The organism is Paenibacillus sp. Negev47 (genome assembly GCF_058313655.1).
The window spans coordinates 6,698,246-6,716,558 of record NZ_CM177754.1; the positions used below are offsets into that span (position 1 = coordinate 6,698,246).

Below are 18,313 nucleotides of genomic sequence, written 5' to 3' on the forward strand. Positions count from 1 at the left end.
TATCTCTCCTAACCCTCTCTGGTGAAACTCTCGCTATGTGGATGGGTCAAATCTTTCAATAACTGACTAATCAGGCCACGCTCCACAATATCATCGATATTCTCAATGGAGAGAAGCACTTCGCGATGATTGGCCGTTGTTTTGCCCGTGTGTTGTAATAGGACTTCAATGTTACTCTTCGTATAAAAGGTAACGAGCGCTCCTGCCGCGATGTCACCGTGGAGACCTGTCGCGGAAAAGAAACGATAGTTGAAGCTGCGCAGCGTACATCCAGCATTATTGGTGAAATTGACCGGAAGCTGCAGGGAAAGCCGTGGCATTTTCCGCTGATCCGATCTAGGTTGCACGATACGTTTTTTCACATTGCGAAGCATATCGTCATAAGCCGTATCCCACAGGTTCATTTGCTCTGGCAATGAATGTTTACGATCATAGATGATTTGCATGTATTGGCGGTTATCCTTCTCATCGATCGGCTGAACGGTTGCGGAATAGCGCCAACCCTCTCCATCCTGTTTAACATAGACAATAACTGCATCAAGATTGGCCTCATACCGCTCGGATTTTACGACCAGCGAGATCGTCTTCTGTTCAGGTAGATATATGGGATATGGGACATAAAAGGCAATCCCTTGCTCGGATACATCAACGGTCTTAGCCTCGTAGCGTAGATTCGTGTCCTGATCATAGATCGTGACATCCTCCTGTGCCCGAATCCGCTCTGTCTCACGATACGCACGGCGACCGATCATGAAGAACAGGGCATAACATAGCGCGATCATGTTATGAATCAGCCAGAAAATAATGATGCTGCTGAAGAACAGCGCGATACCGTACTTGCCATTTACATATCGAATTACGGCTGCAATGGAAAGCAACAGCAGGAAAATATGCGGAAGGGCATATAACAGAGCAGACATCCATTGTCGACCACTCGCTCTACTTTTGTTCGTAACCTTGAATTTTTTCTCACGGATACCCAGTGTTTCCAGGAGAACCGGCCAGATGAGATAAGGCATAAATATCGTATCAATTACCTGACTCCATCGCTGGTTCCGAATATTGCTGGACAGATAACGCATCGAGACACTGTAGAAGAAATAGGACGGAAGCCAGAATACTAGGATCTGCCAGAAGGTTGTGTTTACAATCTGGAAATCGAATAACGCAAACAAAATAGGCGCCAAAATAAAAATCAACCGGTTAAAGAAGGACCACCAGTATAAGAAGCTGCTCAAATAGGTCACTCTTGTCCAGAAGGGAAGCTTCTCGGATAACGGAGCGCGCGTATTCTGCAGGCTCTGTATAATACCCCTTGCCCAGCGAATCCGCTGCTTAATCATGCTCTTCACGGTTGTTGTTGTCTGCCCGGCGGCTTGAACCTCTTGAGTCGCATAGGTAATATAACCTTCCTGCTGCAAGCGAATGCTTGTCTCAAAGTCCTCCGTAATCGTATTGAGTGGAAAACCTCCGATGTCCTCCATACCTTGCCGGGAAATAATCGTATTGCTTCCTGTATAGGCTACCGCATTGGAGGCGTTACGCAAGATGTTCACTTCTCGGGAGAAGAAATCCTGTTCATTCGGAATGCCTTGCTCTGCATACAGGTTAAACTGGAATAGATCCGGATTATAGAAGCTTTGCGGGGTCTGTACCAGACCAAGCTTGAACTTAGGGTCCATTTCATCCTCACGGCGAAGACGCCATTCCTCATTCTCCTTAATGAACGTGGAGAGCATGAAATAGGGGACCGTTTTCATCAGGAAGGTGTGCTGCGGAATCATATCTGCATCAAACGTTGCAATGAGCGGAGAAGAGCTTTTGCTCAGGGCATTATTCAGGTTGCCCGACTTGGCATCCTTGTTCCCCGGGAAACCCAGATAACCCACGCCGAACTGTCTGGCAAGCTCCTCCACCTCAGGTCTTGCTCCATCATCACAGATGTATATATGAACCTTCTGCTTGTCCGGATAATCCATGAACGTACAGGCATTAACCGTTTTATACAACAGATCGACGGGTTCATTATGCGTAGCGATAAATACATCCACGTCTGGATAATACTCTGGTGGAATAGTTGGAAAGTCGAGTTGTGTACGTTTCTTTTGCATCTTTTGAAAGAATAATTCAAAGGTTGTCAGTACCGTTACGGTTTCAGCCACAATCAGCAAGATACCGAAAATCACATTCAGTACGCCTTCACCCCATGGCAAAGTAAAGAACATGCGCCATAGCAAGTAAATCGTCATTAGAATCATGGTGATGATAAAAAAGATATTTTGCCTTTTCTCGTTTTGCACTACAGCTGCTTCCTCCTTGCTGCAAATACCCATCTTCGCTGCAATTGGAAACTGAGCAGGAACAGCAAGGCATCACAGACGAATTTCGCCAATTTCTCATCTACGAAGAGAACGGTATGGAATAGATATACGCCGGTACTGGAAAGCAAGATGACCACTCCGCATAACGTCAAATAGCGCCATAGACTTCCCTGGCTATCTTCCTTACGGAATACAAAATATCTATTCAGTACATAGTTGACCACAATAGAAATAATCCTCGCAATCACGGTTGCGAGCAGAATTCTTAGATAGTGTTGTTCACCCAACACAGGGCGCAAAGCATCGATCAAAAACCAGGCAATGCCCAAATCCACAACAGAACTTGCCACAGACGATGATATGAAACGCAGGAAATTGGAGAACAATACCCCCATGACCCGAGCACTATCCTGGATCGCTTTAAAATGAGTTCCTGCATTACCGCTTTCATAGATAACTTGAATTGGCATGGTATGGATCGGTATGCCGGACTGAATGCACGAGATGAGCATCTGCAACTCATATTCAAACCGAGTGCCGCGAACATCCTGCATAAACGCAAGTAGCCCGGGACCAAAAGCACGAAGCCCGGTCTGGGTATCTGATAGTTTCTTTCCATATAACATGGCAAAAATAAAGGAGGTCATCCGATTGCCTAACAGTGACTTCGGCGGTATGTTGCCTTCACTGAAGTTCCTTACCCCGAGAACTAACGAGTCCGGATGAAGTCTCGCTTCATGGGCAATTCGATATACATCCTCTGCTGCGTGCTGTCCATCTGAATCAGCAGTTACAACGAAGGAAGATGCATCATATTGTTGTCCAATATACTGAAAGCCGGTCTTGAGCGCCGCACCCTTCCCTTGATTCTCCGCATGAGTCAGAAGGGCACAACCGTTCTCACGGAGTTCCTCAAAAATCGACTGGTATGCCTTACCAGATCCATCATCCACAATAACAATATTCTTCAATCCATATTCTTGCAATTGCCGTACATAGGACAAAAGTCTCTCATCCGGTTCAAGCGATGGAATGAGGATGATCGTTTCGCCGTTTTGTTTACCCATAATCATCCTAATAAGCCTCAATTCGACATTTTTTTGCATAATCTTTTGGAATAAAGTGAGTATAACATCGATATGTTATACAGTAAACGAATAACTTATATATATATTGGTAAAAGAAATGTACACAATCATGAAGGTAGAACTAGGTGAAATTTACTAGAAAATCCGAGAGAATTTATTGCAGATTTCAAGCTGCTGTGGAACAAAAAATCACGCCCTCCATGGGGAGGACGCAATATGGATCAGATTGATTTTCGTGTGTCAACATCGCATTAACGCTTTCGGGCGACCACCGCTAACCGGCCATGTTCAGTGGAGTACTCACACGTGGAGAGTACAATAAGTTTGTCGCCATATTGAGCTGTTACACCCGTATCATAAAGAGCGAGTTTTCTGATGTTCTGAACATATGAATCAAACTCAGCTGACGTATTCACATTTTCAATCTGGTAGTATTTAAAAACGTCGTCCGATTTGCGATACACTTTTGATAGAATAACAGCCACAATCTCATACTCTGCCTTTTCGTAAAGTGTACTGAACTGAAGCGTAGCATGTTCTTGATAAAAGCTTTCGTCCTTGTACTTCATTAAATCTTTAAACATCCAACCACTTTTCATGTGATGACCATGAATCAGCAAAATGTCTGAATGGTTGGTCTCACTATGCGCGTCCAAAAAAGGAAGGCCACCTTGGTTTTCATTTTTATCAAAGTCATGATTGAGATAGTACTCCGAATCCTGTGGGTTCTGCATGACTGGGTACTCAATTCGGGTGCCGTCAATCTTCAGCCAGCCGAAGATGTCTGAGTTCCTCTCATAAAGCCCTCGGAATTCGGGAAGCATAACCGGCTCATTGCCTTTATTGAACAAAAGGGAGGGGAATGCATCCCCTCCACCTTGGTCTGACCCTTCTTTCCAAACCTTTGTTAACTCTTCGATTTTCTGCTGCTCCGCATAGTCCCGCAAAAAAATTCTCGCAATACTGACAAGAGAAAATACCAAGACAAGCAAGGAAACAGCGATAAGAATTTTTTTAGTATTGCTCATTTCCTTACCGCCTCCCCTTCCCTTACTGAATGTGCTTTTTCTTCTTGTTACCGAGCAGACAGAACCCGATCGTCATTAAGGACATCAGCGCCAATGCCATATACAAGAATGGCGATACGGTGTTATCTCCCGTTTTCGGAGCATCGTCCAACTCGTTGCTAACGTTCTTATTCTGATCGTTACCATTGCTTGGCTCGGGCGTTACGGTGCCCGGATCTGGCGTTACGTTGCCTGGATCTGGCGTTACGTTGCCTGGATCTGGCGTTACGGTGCCCGGATCTGGCGTTGCGGTGCCCGGATCTGGCGTTACGGTGCCTGGATCTGGCGTTACGGTGCCCGGATCTGGCGTTACGTTGCCTGGATCTGGCGTTACGTTGCCTGGATCTGGCGTTACGGTGCCCGGATCTGGCGTTACGGTGCCCGGATCTGGCGTTACGGTGCCCGGATCTGGCGTTACGGTGCCGCCACCGTTGTTACCATTACCGCCGGTGCCGCCACCAGAACGAACCGGCTTCATTGGCACGTCGTATCTTACAATGTCAAAATCGACTGAAATTGTACCACTCGTATGCGTTTCGTATCCGTCTTTCGTTACGATCAGATAGTAATCCGCTTCAGGAAACACCATGTACGCATAGAAACCATTTGTGTCACTATCCTGCTCTGGGCTTGCGTTGTCGTGCGGTGGGAAATTCGGAACCGCAGGGAGCGTTACTTTTGTACCCGGAATGCGGCCTTTGTCTCTATTGCGCTGAGTGTCCGCATAATACAGGGTAACTTTAGCTCCATCAATTTTCTTGCCAGTGATGGCATCTCCTGTCGTTTCATCATAAACCGTCCCGTAAGGGTCAACCAATTCCTCGGATATATTAAGCTCTCCGTCAGCTTTCACGTCCAGTTGTGTCACCTTCAGGAGCAGCTCCTCACCTGTGTCAGCCTTATAGCGAACTTCCATTGTGTACTTCTGTTCGCTTAGCCCTTCCACGGAGAACGTTCCATTTGAAGCCATCGGGAATGCCTTAGGGCGACCGTTTTCTTCAATATAAGTCCCGTCACTGTTCCTCAAATAAATATTCATGTGGCTGGTGAACAAATCGTTGAACAGTTCTGTTGTTCCGTTCAGTTGCTTGAACAGAATAATTCCCACAGCCGTAATGTCTGCTGGAACGGTCTCGTCCGTTACACTGCTGTTCACATTTGCTTTTTGTGTAAACTCGACAGGCACATCCTTACCACCTACCCGATACCACTTCGTATATGTGATCGTGTAGTCCGTATCCGCTACGGCTGGAATTGCATATTCACCCTTCTCATTCGTATGCGTCTGAATCTCTTCGCCTGTCTTCAGATCGGTTATCGTAATCGGCGCATTCGGAATGACTTCTCCTGTGTTGTTGTTACGCAATACGCCTTCCAGATAAGGGCGAGTATTGACAAAATGTGCTTCAGACACTTTCTTCTCTGGAATCGTGCCCGTGTGAGTGAGACTCTCTGGATCTGTCACATAACCATCTTTCGTATACTCATCCTGAGTCACCTTATACTGGAGATTGGTTGGCAGTCCCTGTACAGTGAGCGTCTGACCATCTGTAAGTTCGAAGGTATCTCCGTTCTTGATCATGCCCTTGCTGCCGTCTGACTTCACATAGTCGTAGGATTCATCCGATCCGTCACCTGTGAAGGTAACCGTGTACTTGAATGGCACCTTTTTGTCGTCATCTTTGCCTTTAACTGTGTTGCTGATTAACAGGCCGCCCTTCAATACTCGTACATTCGTATACGGGGCATCTTCATCTTGGCCCTTCATGACTCCGTTATAATACCGTCCTTCAGGAATAGTCACGTATTCATCGATGGTGTATTCCTTCTGGGTAACTGTATATTTCAGATTCTTAGGCAGATCCAAAATATCCAGTGTCTCTCCATCCTTGAGCTTGAAAGTATCCCCGGACTTGATCGTGCCTGGTGTACTCGTCTCGCCATCCGACTTCGTATACGCGTAGCTTCCATCCTTGCCTGAGTCCTCAAAGATGACGGTATACTCGAACTCCTTCGTCTTGTCGCCGCCGTTGCCCATAACCGTATTGCTCACGGTCAGCTTGTTAACGGTTCTTTCATTGACGAAGTCTGCCTTGTGATCGCCTCTATTCACGATTGTGCCAGACAACTCTCTTGTCTCTGGTGTGGTCGTATAGCCGTCAACGGTCGTATAATCGGCCTCAGTTACGGAATAGAGCAGATCCGCAGGTAATGCCGGAAGCGTCACAGTTTGGCCGTGCTTGAGCGTAATCTTGTCACCGCTCTTGATCGTGCTATACGTATTATCTGGCTTCATATAAGTGTACGTCCCGTCCTTGCCTTCACCAGTGAAGTTCACGGTGTACTCGAACTCTTTGTTCGAATCGCTGCCATTCCCCTCCACGCTATTGGTGATGGTCAGCTTGCCTTGGGCAGGTGTTGGTACGATCAGCGGATTGTTTGATTCCACCTTCTGTCCGTCAACAAGGACAGGCTTGCCCGGCGCATCGATAACACGTACCCGGTATACCTTTGTCGTAGGCAAGTAAGTGAGGGGGTCAATATAGGTCTGCTTGAGCATATAGTCCCCCGGCAACTGTATAATGAAATCTGTCTTGCCGTCCGTACCCGTCACTTTTTCTGCCATTTCATTATTTTCTCTATCCCTGGCTGGTGTACCGTCAGGATTGAACAACTTGAACTTTACATCCTTCAGCGGAGTGGTGCCGTCGGGTCCAACCTTCTTGAGGAAGAGCAAGCCGTTTTCGTTTGCACTTCCCGCCACATCGTTCGCGTCCAGCATAATACTGCTCTGCGCTCCGATCGGCGGAAGGGTATCATCGCCCATCAGCTTGATGGAATTCCCGGCCGTTCCCGGCTGCATACCCTGGGATTCGGTCTGGTAAACGATCTGATATAACTTGTTCGGGTCGGCAAAATCAAACCTAAGTGTCGAGCCCTCGGTCTCCGGGTCTGTGCCCGCGGTGACCTTCACCTCACTATTCGGATCCGCAAGATTCAGCGGCTCTCCGTCACGCTCCAGAGTGCCGTCCGGCTTCAACTTGCCGGGATAGACAGCAATGTCGGAAGATGCGAGGGAAAGACCTCCCTCTGCATTTTGGCGCAGCTTCAGTCCCTTGGCAAGGGTATCCAGCAAGTAGACGCCTGGTTTCATCTCGAATGGGGGCGTGTAATTCACCGTCCATTCCTGCACGCCGGAAACCGGCTTTTGTACCGTCTTGCTCAGAGACTGCATAGGCACAATAATTCTGTGCTTTTCATTGGCGCTATACGGTTTGTCTCCCCATTTCATGGAGAACTCAGCCTGATTCTCACCGGCATTATTGTTACCTAGCTGGTAAGTCGCCAGCTCTTCATTGGTTGGACGCGCCTTAACAAGAATGACGTAAGGGCTCTCCAGCTTGGAGAAGGTGAATGTGCCTACATTGCCGTTCTTGTCGAAGCTTACCACATGCTTGGGATCGTCCGGCTGAATGGCCTCGCCTGATGCTTGTGCGTATCTGCCATAACCGCCTGCACTTGCTCCTGAGCCCGCATTATAGCCCGTAACACCTTTATAAAGCCTATAAGCCTCACCCGGAGTATAATCTACAAATTCCCAGCCCTCAGGCAGCGTATCCACCAGCTTGATGTCACTGGCTACGCGGGTACCGCCATTCTTGGACATTTCCTCCGTATTGAACCCCGGCATGTTCACCGCCAGTCGGAAAGTGACTGTTCGATCCTTGCGGTCATAGCCTGCCAGGATGTATTTATCATCACGGGAGTCGTCCATATACCAGTTCGGATTATTGACGACAATTGGCCGCGTCCATGTGCTGGCGCTCCAGTTGCTATAATTTCGGTTCCAATCGGCGGCTATGTTTCCTAGCGCATTGCCGTTCTGATCGACTGAACTCGCGTACAGCATCTCCTTGTTCAGCATCCGCACTGGGTTCTTGACAGTGGCTTCTTTGTAGTTCATATAAGCGTCACCATCAAAGAACAAGGCTCGGTTACTCCATCCGCCTCCGAAATCTTGACGGAAAAGGTTATCCGGATTGGTAGTGACGGATTCAAAAGAAACGCTCCCCAGCACACTTCCTTTATACCCGGTCACCTTGATAAGATCAGCCACCGGGTTGTCGTCCACCGTCAAGGTGATTACATCTCCGGCTAGTCCACTACTAACAGTCAGCGTCTTGTCGCGGTATTTTTGCCAGAGCTGTTTGTCGTCGATTTGGCTTTTGATTGCATTCAGAGTGTCCGCCGTTACATTAGGATTAGGATCCAGTTTATCCAGCACATCGAGCGAACCGCCGTGAACCAGCAAATCATAGACGACTGGAGCATCCAGATCATACTGCGGCGTCAAATTGATCGTCCACCTTGCGCCTCCGACATTATACAGCGCGTAGGCGGTGGCATTGTTTGTTGCAACGCTTTTCGTGAAGGCATGTGCGCCGATTATAACCCTCGCAGTGTCTACAACGGCAGCGGGTGGAATCCAACCTGTCGCATCGTTGTTCTGGATGGCATCTCCTCCATCCAGAACATCCAATACCCAGTTTGCCCGCGCTTTGTAATCGAAGGTTGACTTGCTGCTGTCTGTCACCTTTGTCACAATCGTTAAATAGAGGGGCCCGTCCAGATTCCCGCCGATGGCGGATCCGATGTCGTACTCCCCTGAGGCGTTGCGGGTAATTGGGGTATCTATACCTCCGTCCCCATTCTTATAGGTTGAGGACACAAACTCCGTCCCCTCGGGCAGGATGTCTGTAATCATCACATTCTGCAAACCGGTTTTGGAGAGCAACCGGCCGTTGCTAATCGCCCTGTTGACCTCAACAGTCCAGGTAATGAGGGTATCGTTTCCGCTCTTGCCAGGCTTGCCGCCCACCACAATCCAGTTGGGGCGCACGGCAACCCGATGCGAGTTTGATGAAGCCTTTACATCGACATCAGTGTCACCCAAAAGCTTTGCGTTGTTTGTAACGGCAGTCCAGCCATACTGATCCCAGTTGCCGTTCTTCTCATAGTAATAAATATTTTTAGGAATCCACGTTTTGAAGGTAATCGTCGCCGTGTTTTTAACGTCATCGGCAGTAGATACGCTTGGGAACTTGTAGGAAAGTGTTCGGTCAGCAGCATAATTAGGATCTGCTTCAACTCCATTCACAGTAAAGGACCCCGGCACATATACACCGACGTTCGCAAGCTCGTCAGAGAAAGTTAACCCATCAAGCGGCATGGGAACGGTCTTATCGTCCGTATCGTTGGCATTGACTACCACTCGCCATGTAATGGTGCCTTCTTTAAAATGGGCGGTGCTGATTTCGCTGTTATCGTTGCCGTTGCTGGCCGACTTGACGTCAATACTGTATTCCGGCACTAATTCCGAGTTATTAAATTTATAGCCGTTTCCGAAAATGGCCGTATCCTTGCCTCCGCCAGGCGCCTGATCTGCCGCCTTGGCAGCAGCGGAAAAGCCGATTTTTACGTCGCGTCTACTCCCGTCATACACCCCTGCGCCATCAAAAGTAATTTTGATGGAATCGGCAAAAAACTGGACTGTAGCAATTTTCAGTCCGCCCTGGTTGATTGGTATAGGACCAGCGGGCGTCAAATTCACATCAGGGAAGTAGGTCGCCTTATCCAAAATGGCATAATCCCCCTGCTGGATCACGCTTTCGGACGGAGCATTGAGGTCGTCGCCCTTGGTCGGGACGGCGATATTATCTAACTCTAGGGTAAAATTCTCTCGGCCATTAATCTCGCCCCCCGCCGGAATCACAGCCGCAGGGTCCCCCTGCTTCACCGTGAGCATGAACGTCAGATTGGCATTCACCAGGACCGCCGTTTTGTCCGCCGGATCTGCCGCAATTGCCGCGGACGTCGTCTCCAGTGTCGACGGTGATTCACCTGGTGAGTCCGTCTCCGGTGCCGACGGTGATTCATCTGGCGCTTCCGCCTCCGGTGCCGACGGTGATTCGTCTGGCGCTTCCGTCTCAGGTGCCGACGGTGATTCGCCTGGCGCTTCCGTCTCCGGTGCCGACGACGGTTCGTCTGGCGCGTCATACACCGCCTCAGCCGACGACGATTCGGTCGCGTTCAGCGAGCCGGAATCTTCATCCGCATATGCAGCAGTAGGGAACACCACTGTCTGCAAGACAAGTACAACTGCCAGGCAGAAAGATAGCAAAGTTTTACCTATACTGCGTTTTTGTTTCAATATGAAAATCTCCTCCTCTTCTGAAAATTTGGTTGCGATCAGCAACCTTTTGCCCTTTCCTTGATGATCTTTAGAACTTACAACAGAAAGTGACAAAATGAGCCAAATTATATGGCATGCTTGACCATTCTAATATAGAGACCTATACAAAATCTAAACAATGGCCAATCTATGTTGGCGCAAAGTGAAATTACGCCTCTATTAAAGAAAAGAGTTATAACATCCGACATTAAATTAAGGGGGATTCACAATTTCCTCTTTGTCCAGTGACCCGGTTATAAGGCTTGTGATCACCTACCAGGCAAGTGAATGTCAAATATTTTAAAATAGAATCGAGGAGGCTGTAAGATGAAGAAACTAAACAAACTCGCGATTGCAACTGCATTATCTGTACTGCTAAGTGTATCCATGGCATCTGTTACAGAGGCAGCAGGCCAGCCGCAATTTAAAGACGTGCCGGAACAGCATTGGAGTTATTCAAGTATTAGCTGGGCTATTGACAATGGACTTGCCCAAGGAGACGGGCAGGGAAACTTTCGTCCATCTACTGCCGTAACTGAGCCGGAGTTTCTGGCGATGCTGATGCGGTTGTATAAGGATGAAATTACGCTTCCTTCCACTCATACTACCGATCGTTGGTACACCCCATATTATGAATCTGCATATGCGATGGGATGGCCAGTTCGTTACGGAGAGTCGTCAGCGGCATATTCAAGAGGTGACGCTGCTGCCTTGATTGCGTACGCAGCTTCAGGTGAAGAAACAGATACAACCACCGCGATTCAATATTTGCTCAATCAAGGGATTGCCAATGGGAAGACCTCCAATACCGTAAAAGGTTTCGGGGCATCGGACACGATTACTCGCGCTGAAGCGGTAACTCTACTCAAAAATGTGAAAGAGAAGTTACCCTCACTATCAAAAGTAACAACAGAAGGCCTTACCTTGCTCGAAATTTCATTAGGTGACTCCGAAGCAGCTGTCATCGGTAAGATCGGCCAACCTGACCGGAAAGACGCAAGTGGGTATGGATTCACTTGGTATATCTACAACAAGGATTATGCTAAGTATGCTCAAATAGGCATCGAGAGCGGAAAAGTCGTCGCATTATATTCCAACGCACCTGGCGTATGGAGCTCGGACAATGGTATTCAGGATGGCATCACTGTAAACGAGTTATCGAGTCTGATCGGGGAACAAATAGACCCTTCTAGCAAATCGTATATGACGAGTAAGCAGTTCGAGGATATTACATATTATCTGGATACCTCCAGTAATCAGAAAGTTGATGCCATTTTGGTGAGTAGCAGGCTCGCAACCGCAACTGGAGCCCATGCCTCTGAAGCTGGTAATCGTGAAGAACGGACACATGCCATGGAGCTGCAAGTATTCGACCTTGCCAATGTATTTCGACAGAAGAATGGCATCAGTCTCCTGCAATGGGATGACCACATCGCTTCAACAGCGAGGAAACATAGCCAAGACATGAGTGAGCGGGAATATTTCAATCATAGTAATCCGGAAGGACAGTCTCCATTCGACCGAATGAAGGCCGATGGTATCGTTTACTCCAGGGCAGCGGAAAATATAGCTTATGGGTACATTGATGCCATGGACGTACATAATGGCTGGCTGAACTCCTCCGGGCATCGCAAAAATATGCTGAACGGCAACCTCCAGCGTCTTGGCGTTGGCATTTTCCGAACCTACTATACCCAAAACTTTTATACGCCAAAATGAATAGACCCTCCGCCCGAATGCTTATGTAAGCGGAGCTGAGTTACGAGGGGAGTACTGAAGATCTGATATCTAAACATGAAAAAACACATCCTACATTGGGATATGGCATTCTCCAATAGGATGTGTTTTCCTGTTTTAAATATAAGGCGGGAATAAGTTCTACATTATGAAGCTTTGGCTGCAACAGCTTTTTCAATTAAAGCTTTTGCATCATTATTAGTAAGGCCTTGTTTAGGTTGGAGCGATTTTTTATCTGTTGCACCAAGAATACCTTTGTCAATCAGTTTTGCCATAGGCTTAATTGCGTAGGCAGACACGGATTTACCATCTTCGAAACCAGCAATGATCGCAGCTGCATTTTTATCCGTAGCTTGATCGTTCACCAATTTAGCAAGAATTGTGGCAGCTTCCTCACGCGTGATGTCCCGATCAGGATAGAAGTTTCCACCATAACCCTGAATGAATCCAGCGTGCGTAGCTTCAGCAATCGCATCTGCATATGCAGCATTGGCAGCAACATCCTTGAATGCAGGTGCTGTAGCTACTTCGTTTAGTTTCAACATGTCGACCAGAGCACTTACAAATTCAGCACGAGTAATGACTTCTGTGTCTACAGGTGTTTCAGTTGGCTCGGTAGATACAGCAAGGTTCTTGATGCGTCCTACATTTTTAGCCTCGATGCTACCGCCTTTATATGTTTCGACAATGTACTCGTAGAATACATCCAAATCGATAGGACCTGCCAAGGATGATTTAGCATCCAGCAGCACTTTATAGTTGTCTCCACCTGCGGCCATGAAGTTGTTAACTACAGCCGTATATGTTTTTGCAGGATCAATCGCTGTTCCATCTTCCAGACTAAGACCAGTAATACGTTCTGCAACTGGCTTATTGAAATCTGCAGTGTATTTCAAACCAGAGATTTGTAGTGTTTTGGTATTAGGTGTACCGTCAGCATTGATTCCCCATTGCTGTTGCAACAAGCTTTTAACCTGTTCACCAGTCAGCTCCAGTTTCACTAAAGTATTTCCGAACGGTTGGATTTTGGCAAGATCAGCAAAGGTCACATCGCCTTGTGGCAGATCCGCACGAATACCACCTGGATTCATGAATGCAAAGTCAGCATCGGTTGCTTTATCACCAAAGTCTGCTTGACGCATTGCATCTGCAATCAGGTTACCTAGAGGGGCTTCGTTATTATAAGCATCTGTACGCGTAACAGAACCATCCGTTGTACCTACTGGCTTTGTCAGCTCAGGATGCTTGTCCAATGATTTTTTAATAATAGCCAACGTCTCAGGGTCTTCTTTTACACCCTCTTGGAACGTCGTTGTAATCGTAGCTGATTTTTCAGTTACATCCCCGGTAGCAGGGTCAATCATCAGCTTGATATCTTCAAATGCCGTACCATATGAATAAGCTTGTACGATCAACTTTCCATTCACTTCACCGTTAGCCAAAGCATGATTGTCACCTGCAACGATAACGTCAACTGGGGAATCTGCTGGTAGAGCTTTTGCCAAATCAGCCGCTTCTCCTGTTGTTACGCCTTCTTTGGTGGTTGCTGGATCATGCGCCAAGACAATGATCGTTTCTACACCTTTATCTTGTAACTCTTTTGCATATTTATTAACAGCTTCCACTTCTTCTTCTGGACTTAAGAAACGCACACCAGCGGTGCCCGATGGGGATACTTTGGCAGGTGTAGATTTCGTCACTAATCCGATGAATCCGATTTTGACTCCGCCCACTTCTTTAATCACATAGGGCTGAATCAATGTTTTGCCAGTGGCGGTTTCAATGACGTTTGCATTGACGTAATCAAATTTTGCACCAGCATGCGTTACCTTACCTTCTTTGGGATCAAGACCACCAAAGATTTGTGCTTTTAGTGCACCGATACCATGATCGAATTCATGATTGCCCAAGGAAGCTACATCAAAGCCCATCATATTCATCCATTCCATCGTTGGCTCATCACGGTCGAGAGATGAGACTGGAGCAGATGCACCAACAGAGTCTCCATTATGGAAGAGTAGGGAATGTTCATATTTGGCTTGAGCTTCCTTGAGATAGGTTGCTAGAATTGGGGCAGATCCTGCCTTTTTATCACCAACCATCGATGTGGTATCTAACTGACCGTGCAAGTCATTGATTCCAATCAAGTGTACTTCTACATCGTTGCCTGCGGCAGAGACAGAACCTGCTGCGCCCAATAGTTGGGTGAGTAGTAGTGCAGTAGTAGCCACCCCAACTGTACTTTTACTCACAAATTTTTTCCAAGACATGAATTACAAAACCCCTCTCCAATTTCAGATCCTGTAATATTTTAGCATAAATTTATTCTTAAATATCGTAAAGTATATGAAACCAATGTAAAAATTTCAGAGTTTTATAGAAAAAAAACGGACGGACTGTAAAAAGATTTATATATATCTCAATTGGGTTATTCTTAGAGATTTTACATAGAAATATATGGCTTTTATCTTTTAAGTTGCTATAATGGTAAATAAAGTATTTAACTTGTAGAGTACAGTGAACCAACTATCAATACAGGCATCATTCTGACGTTACAACTCCCCAAAAGCATAATACTCACTACATCATTCAAAGCATCACACTATCCATTTAAGGAGGTGGTCCTGAGACCATAGAGGCTCGTAATTCCTCTTTTCCACCGATGGGGGAAGTGTTGACCTATCCTTCACCACGCCTAACTGAATGCAATAATGTATCACATAACAACCGAAATAATATACTTATCTATGTAAAACCATTATATGAAATGTAGGAGTGTGTCCAATGAATAAACTACTCTTCCCCAAATCTTTTCGAGTTCTTTTGGCTTGCTTGTTGATTTTAGCATTCGCAGTACCAGCAACGGCTTCTGCGGGTTATCTTGGAGATAAGCTCACGATCGGTCAAAGCATGGCGAAGGGTGACTACCTCACCTCCCAGGATGGTAGATTTTCAGCCATCTGGCAGAATGACGGGAATTTTGTCATCTATCAAAACGGTTCTTCTCTTTGGAGTAGCGGGACTAGTAACAGCGGGGCTCTTTCGTTCAAATTTGAATCGTTTGGGAAGCCGGTAATGTACTCTTATGGCGGATCATATCAAGATGTATACCAATATGGTTATCGTTATGGATTCAATCCTGTCTCAGGAAAATATGAGTATTACTACGGTTGGGGCTATGACCGGGTTTGGGTAACTGATACTTCAACACTTCAATCTATTTGGTCTCCCAATACCAACTCATGGATTGCAGGCCATCATGGGAGCAGCTTGCCAGCTAACACAACGGGTGACACACTGGTCATGCAAAGTGATGGAAATTTAGTTCTCTATAACACAACCCTGACCAATAGTAATTATCCGAATAGTTGGATTCCGGTCTGGGCTTCCAATACGGGCGGGCGCTAAAATAGATGGAGAGCCGCATAATGCGCGGCTCTTTTTTTGGTTTATCCAGGAAAGCTGATAGACTCATCACTTAACAAAAAGAGGCCAACCAGTAAACCACGGCTGACCTCTATATAATGTCGTATGAACTGTTCCGATTTCTACATTCCGAGGAAATATAACAAGTCTGGAGAACCTATTATTTTGCCGTCTGAGCCTTTTTCAATTTATCAGCAACAGCTTGAGTGCTGGATTGAATAGCAGCCGTTGCTTTGTCTAATGTTTTCTTCCCTTTTACTACCTGTGTCAATTCTTTCAATACAACTGATCGAAATCTCAATTCAAAATTTGGTGACTTGTCCATGAGAACATAACTTGTTATGGATGAATCCAGGTTAGGTTTTAATTTATAGAATGCATCCATCTTGTAACCAGAGTACTCCTTAATCATGCGAGATAGTGGAGCACCGATACTATTATTCGAGTTCTTGGGTTTATAGTATTCATTAGCGTATTCATCTCCATTGAAATGTTTGATGAAATCCCAAGCGGCATCAACCTGAGATGCGCCTGCTGGAATTGCGAATATCTCATTAACATACACGTTCCCTGTTGACTTTCGATCCTTAGCAGCAGGGCCGGCAGCAATACCAAGCTTGAAAGGTTTGTAATTCTTCACACCTTTTTTGGCTGCTTGCAGGGACTGCAACTGACTAATAGAGGCTACTTTCATAGCTGATCGTCCCATAATGAACGAGCTACTTTCCAAGTAACTTTTGCCGGACAGACTGATCATTTCGTCAAGTACCCCGGACTTCGTTGCCTCGCTCGACAGACGATAGGCATTTTTCCACGCTGTTGTATTTGCAGTGGCCTTTAGGGTATTTGGATTCATGTACGTTAATCCTTCTGTTCTGGCGATATCCATTACCAAATTGCTCGATCCAAAGGAGCTTAGGCCCCAAATTCGGGAGTTCTTATCTCCCTTGGTTGGGAATTTCTTAGCAAGATTCAATATCTCTTCCCATGTCATCCCATCCGTTGGAGTTTTAACATTGTACTTTTTAAATAAATCAGCATTATACAGAAGAGCGTAGGAATCCGCTTTTGGGCTTAACCCATAAAGTTTGCCACCGCCTTGTTTCTTCAATTCATCAAGCAAGCCGGGGTATAACGTTGTCGTGTCATACATATCTCGCTTAATTAAAGGGTCTAAATCGACCAGCTTTTTATCTTTAGACATTTGTTGGTATTGGTACGGGGGTAGCATCACAAGATCGGGTGAATACTTATTGATTGCCCCGTTGTAATCCTTAATCGCTTCCATACCTCCAGGTGTAACTACTTCAATATTTATATTCGGATACTTCTGACTAAACAGATCTCCATATGTCATTTTGAAATCATCTTCGTTCCAGTACAATACTTTTAAAGTACGTGTCGAATCTGCCTCGTTGTCCGAATTTGCAGAGACTTGCTTGCCTGTGCTAAAAACTGTTGAAATACCGATTAACATAACACTAAGGCTAACAAGCATGGCCTTCTGTAATACCTTATGCTTCAAAAATAAAACCTCCACTCATGTATTGTTCAAACGATTATTCGCTTGTGTTGTACTCAGTATAGAAACAAAAGCTTATCATCTAACTACCGAACTTCTTATCATTTCCTTAAATCATGCTGACGTTATTCAATGCATAAGGAATATCGCTTATAATTATCGAGATGCTCTTCAATTAAGGAAGATGCTGGAATAGGGAGGATCTATGGCAGAAAGCACAATTTTAATGGTGGATGATGAAGCGGAAATTATCCAATTAATGAGTATTTATTTCAATAACGAAGGTTACAAGCTACTGCAAGCATCGAATGGGATGGAAGCGCTGAAGATTCTGCAGACCAGGCAAGTGGATCTAATTGTACTGGATCTAATGATGCCGAAGATGGACGGTTTGCAAGCGTGTATGAAAATACGAGAGACGAATCCGATCCCCATCATTATGCTGTCCGCTAAAAGCCAAGATATCGATAAAATATCAGGCCTCAGTATCGGCGCTGACGACTACGTAACCAAACCATTCAACCCGCTCGAGCTGATCGCACGGATCAAGTCGCAGCTTCGGAGAATGAACCAGTTCAACTCCGTTTTGGGCAATGCGAACGAAATACATATCGAAAACGTAGTGATTAATAATGCATCACACACGGTAACGGTCGACCAGCAGGAAATCAAATTAACTCCCCGCGAGTTCGCGCTCCTTCACATGCTGGCTGTCAATAGAGGGATGGTGCTGAGCATGGATCGCATCTACGAAGAAGTCTGGAACGAGCCCTTTATGGAATCGAAGAATAGCGTCATGGTTCATATCCGTAAGCTCCGTGAGAAGATAGAATCCAATCCACGTGAACCGCGGATCATTAAAACCGTGTGGGGGATTGGATACAAAATCGAAAGCGATTTAAAAGCAAGGGGTGAGTAGG

At 46.2% G+C, this 18,313-nt stretch carries 9 protein-coding genes; 3 read left to right on the plus strand and 6 right to left on the minus strand.

Annotated features, from left to right (window positions below):
- Positions 1 to 8: 8 nt before the first annotated feature.
- The 4 genes from AC4G47_RS30070 to AC4G47_RS30085 all read right to left on the minus strand — a co-directional run bounded on the left by AC4G47_RS30070 (position 9) and on the right by AC4G47_RS30085 (position 10,687).
- On the minus strand, positions 9 to 2,300 hold the full coding sequence (locus AC4G47_RS30070; protein WP_491104192.1) for a glycosyltransferase family 2 protein: 2,292 nt from the start codon (positions 2,298 to 2,300) through the stop codon (positions 9 to 11).
- Complete coding sequence (locus tag AC4G47_RS30075) at positions 2,300 to 3,388, minus strand: GtrA family protein (RefSeq protein WP_491104194.1); 1,089 nt, start codon at positions 3,386 to 3,388, stop codon at positions 2,300 to 2,302. Before AC4G47_RS30075 ends, AC4G47_RS30070 begins: the two co-directional genes overlap by 1 nt.
- A gap of 272 nt (positions 3,389 to 3,660) precedes the next feature.
- Entirely contained in the window at positions 3,661 to 4,437 is a 777-nt protein-coding gene (gene srtB, locus AC4G47_RS30080) for a class B sortase (protein ID WP_491104196.1), read from the minus strand.
- 22 nt (positions 4,438 to 4,459) lie between these two features.
- Entirely contained in the window at positions 4,460 to 10,687 is a 6,228-nt protein-coding gene (locus AC4G47_RS30085) for a DUF7601 domain-containing protein (RefSeq protein ID WP_491104198.1), read from the minus strand.
- A gap of 348 nt (positions 10,688 to 11,035) precedes the next feature.
- On the opposite strand from AC4G47_RS30085, the gene AC4G47_RS30090 reads away from it, so the two are divergent.
- Positions 11,036 to 12,427 (plus strand): CAP domain-containing protein, encoded by a 1,392-nt coding sequence (locus AC4G47_RS30090; protein WP_491104200.1) that lies wholly within the window; start codon positions 11,036 to 11,038, stop codon positions 12,425 to 12,427.
- 164 nt (positions 12,428 to 12,591) lie between these two features.
- Here AC4G47_RS30090 and AC4G47_RS30095 read toward each other — a convergent pair whose 3' ends face one another.
- Entirely contained in the window at positions 12,592 to 14,715 is a 2,124-nt protein-coding gene (locus AC4G47_RS30095) for a 5'-nucleotidase C-terminal domain-containing protein (protein ID WP_491104202.1), read from the minus strand.
- 514 nt (positions 14,716 to 15,229) lie between these two features.
- Between AC4G47_RS30095 and AC4G47_RS30100 the strand changes: the two genes are divergently transcribed.
- Positions 15,230 to 15,853: a hypothetical protein gene (locus AC4G47_RS30100; protein ID WP_491104203.1), complete on the plus strand. Its 624-nt coding sequence runs from the start codon at positions 15,230 to 15,232 to the stop codon at positions 15,851 to 15,853.
- Between the two features lie 178 nt (positions 15,854 to 16,031).
- On the opposite strand, the gene AC4G47_RS30105 is transcribed toward AC4G47_RS30100, so the two are convergent.
- Positions 16,032 to 17,396: an ABC transporter substrate-binding protein gene (locus tag AC4G47_RS30105; RefSeq protein ID WP_491104205.1), complete on the minus strand. Its 1,365-nt coding sequence runs from the start codon at positions 17,394 to 17,396 to the stop codon at positions 16,032 to 16,034.
- 202 nt (positions 17,397 to 17,598) lie between these two features.
- Between AC4G47_RS30105 and AC4G47_RS30110 the strand changes: the two genes are divergently transcribed.
- Positions 17,599 to 18,312, plus strand: coding sequence for a response regulator transcription factor (locus tag AC4G47_RS30110; RefSeq protein ID WP_491104206.1), 714 nt, complete (start codon positions 17,599 to 17,601; stop codon positions 18,310 to 18,312).
- The last annotated feature ends 1 nt before the right edge of the window (position 18,313 follow it).

Excerpts from the sequence above, each read along its gene's own strand:
- AC4G47_RS30075 (WP_491104194.1), bottom strand. The coding sequence starts at position 3,388 with ATGGGTAAACAAAACGGCGAAACGATCATCCTCATTCCATCGCTTGAA.
- srtB (WP_491104196.1), bottom strand. The coding sequence starts at position 4,437 with ATGAGCAATACTAAAAAAATTCTTATCGCTGTTTCCTTGCTTGTCTTG.
- AC4G47_RS30090 (WP_491104200.1), top strand. The coding sequence starts at position 11,036 with ATGAAGAAACTAAACAAACTCGCGATTGCAACTGCATTATCTGTACTG.
- AC4G47_RS30095 (WP_491104202.1), bottom strand. The coding sequence starts at position 14,715 with ATGTCTTGGAAAAAATTTGTGAGTAAAAGTACAGTTGGGGTGGCTACT.
- AC4G47_RS30100 (WP_491104203.1), top strand. The coding sequence starts at position 15,230 with ATGAATAAACTACTCTTCCCCAAATCTTTTCGAGTTCTTTTGGCTTGC.
- AC4G47_RS30110 (WP_491104206.1), top strand. The coding sequence starts at position 17,599 with ATGGCAGAAAGCACAATTTTAATGGTGGATGATGAAGCGGAAATTATC.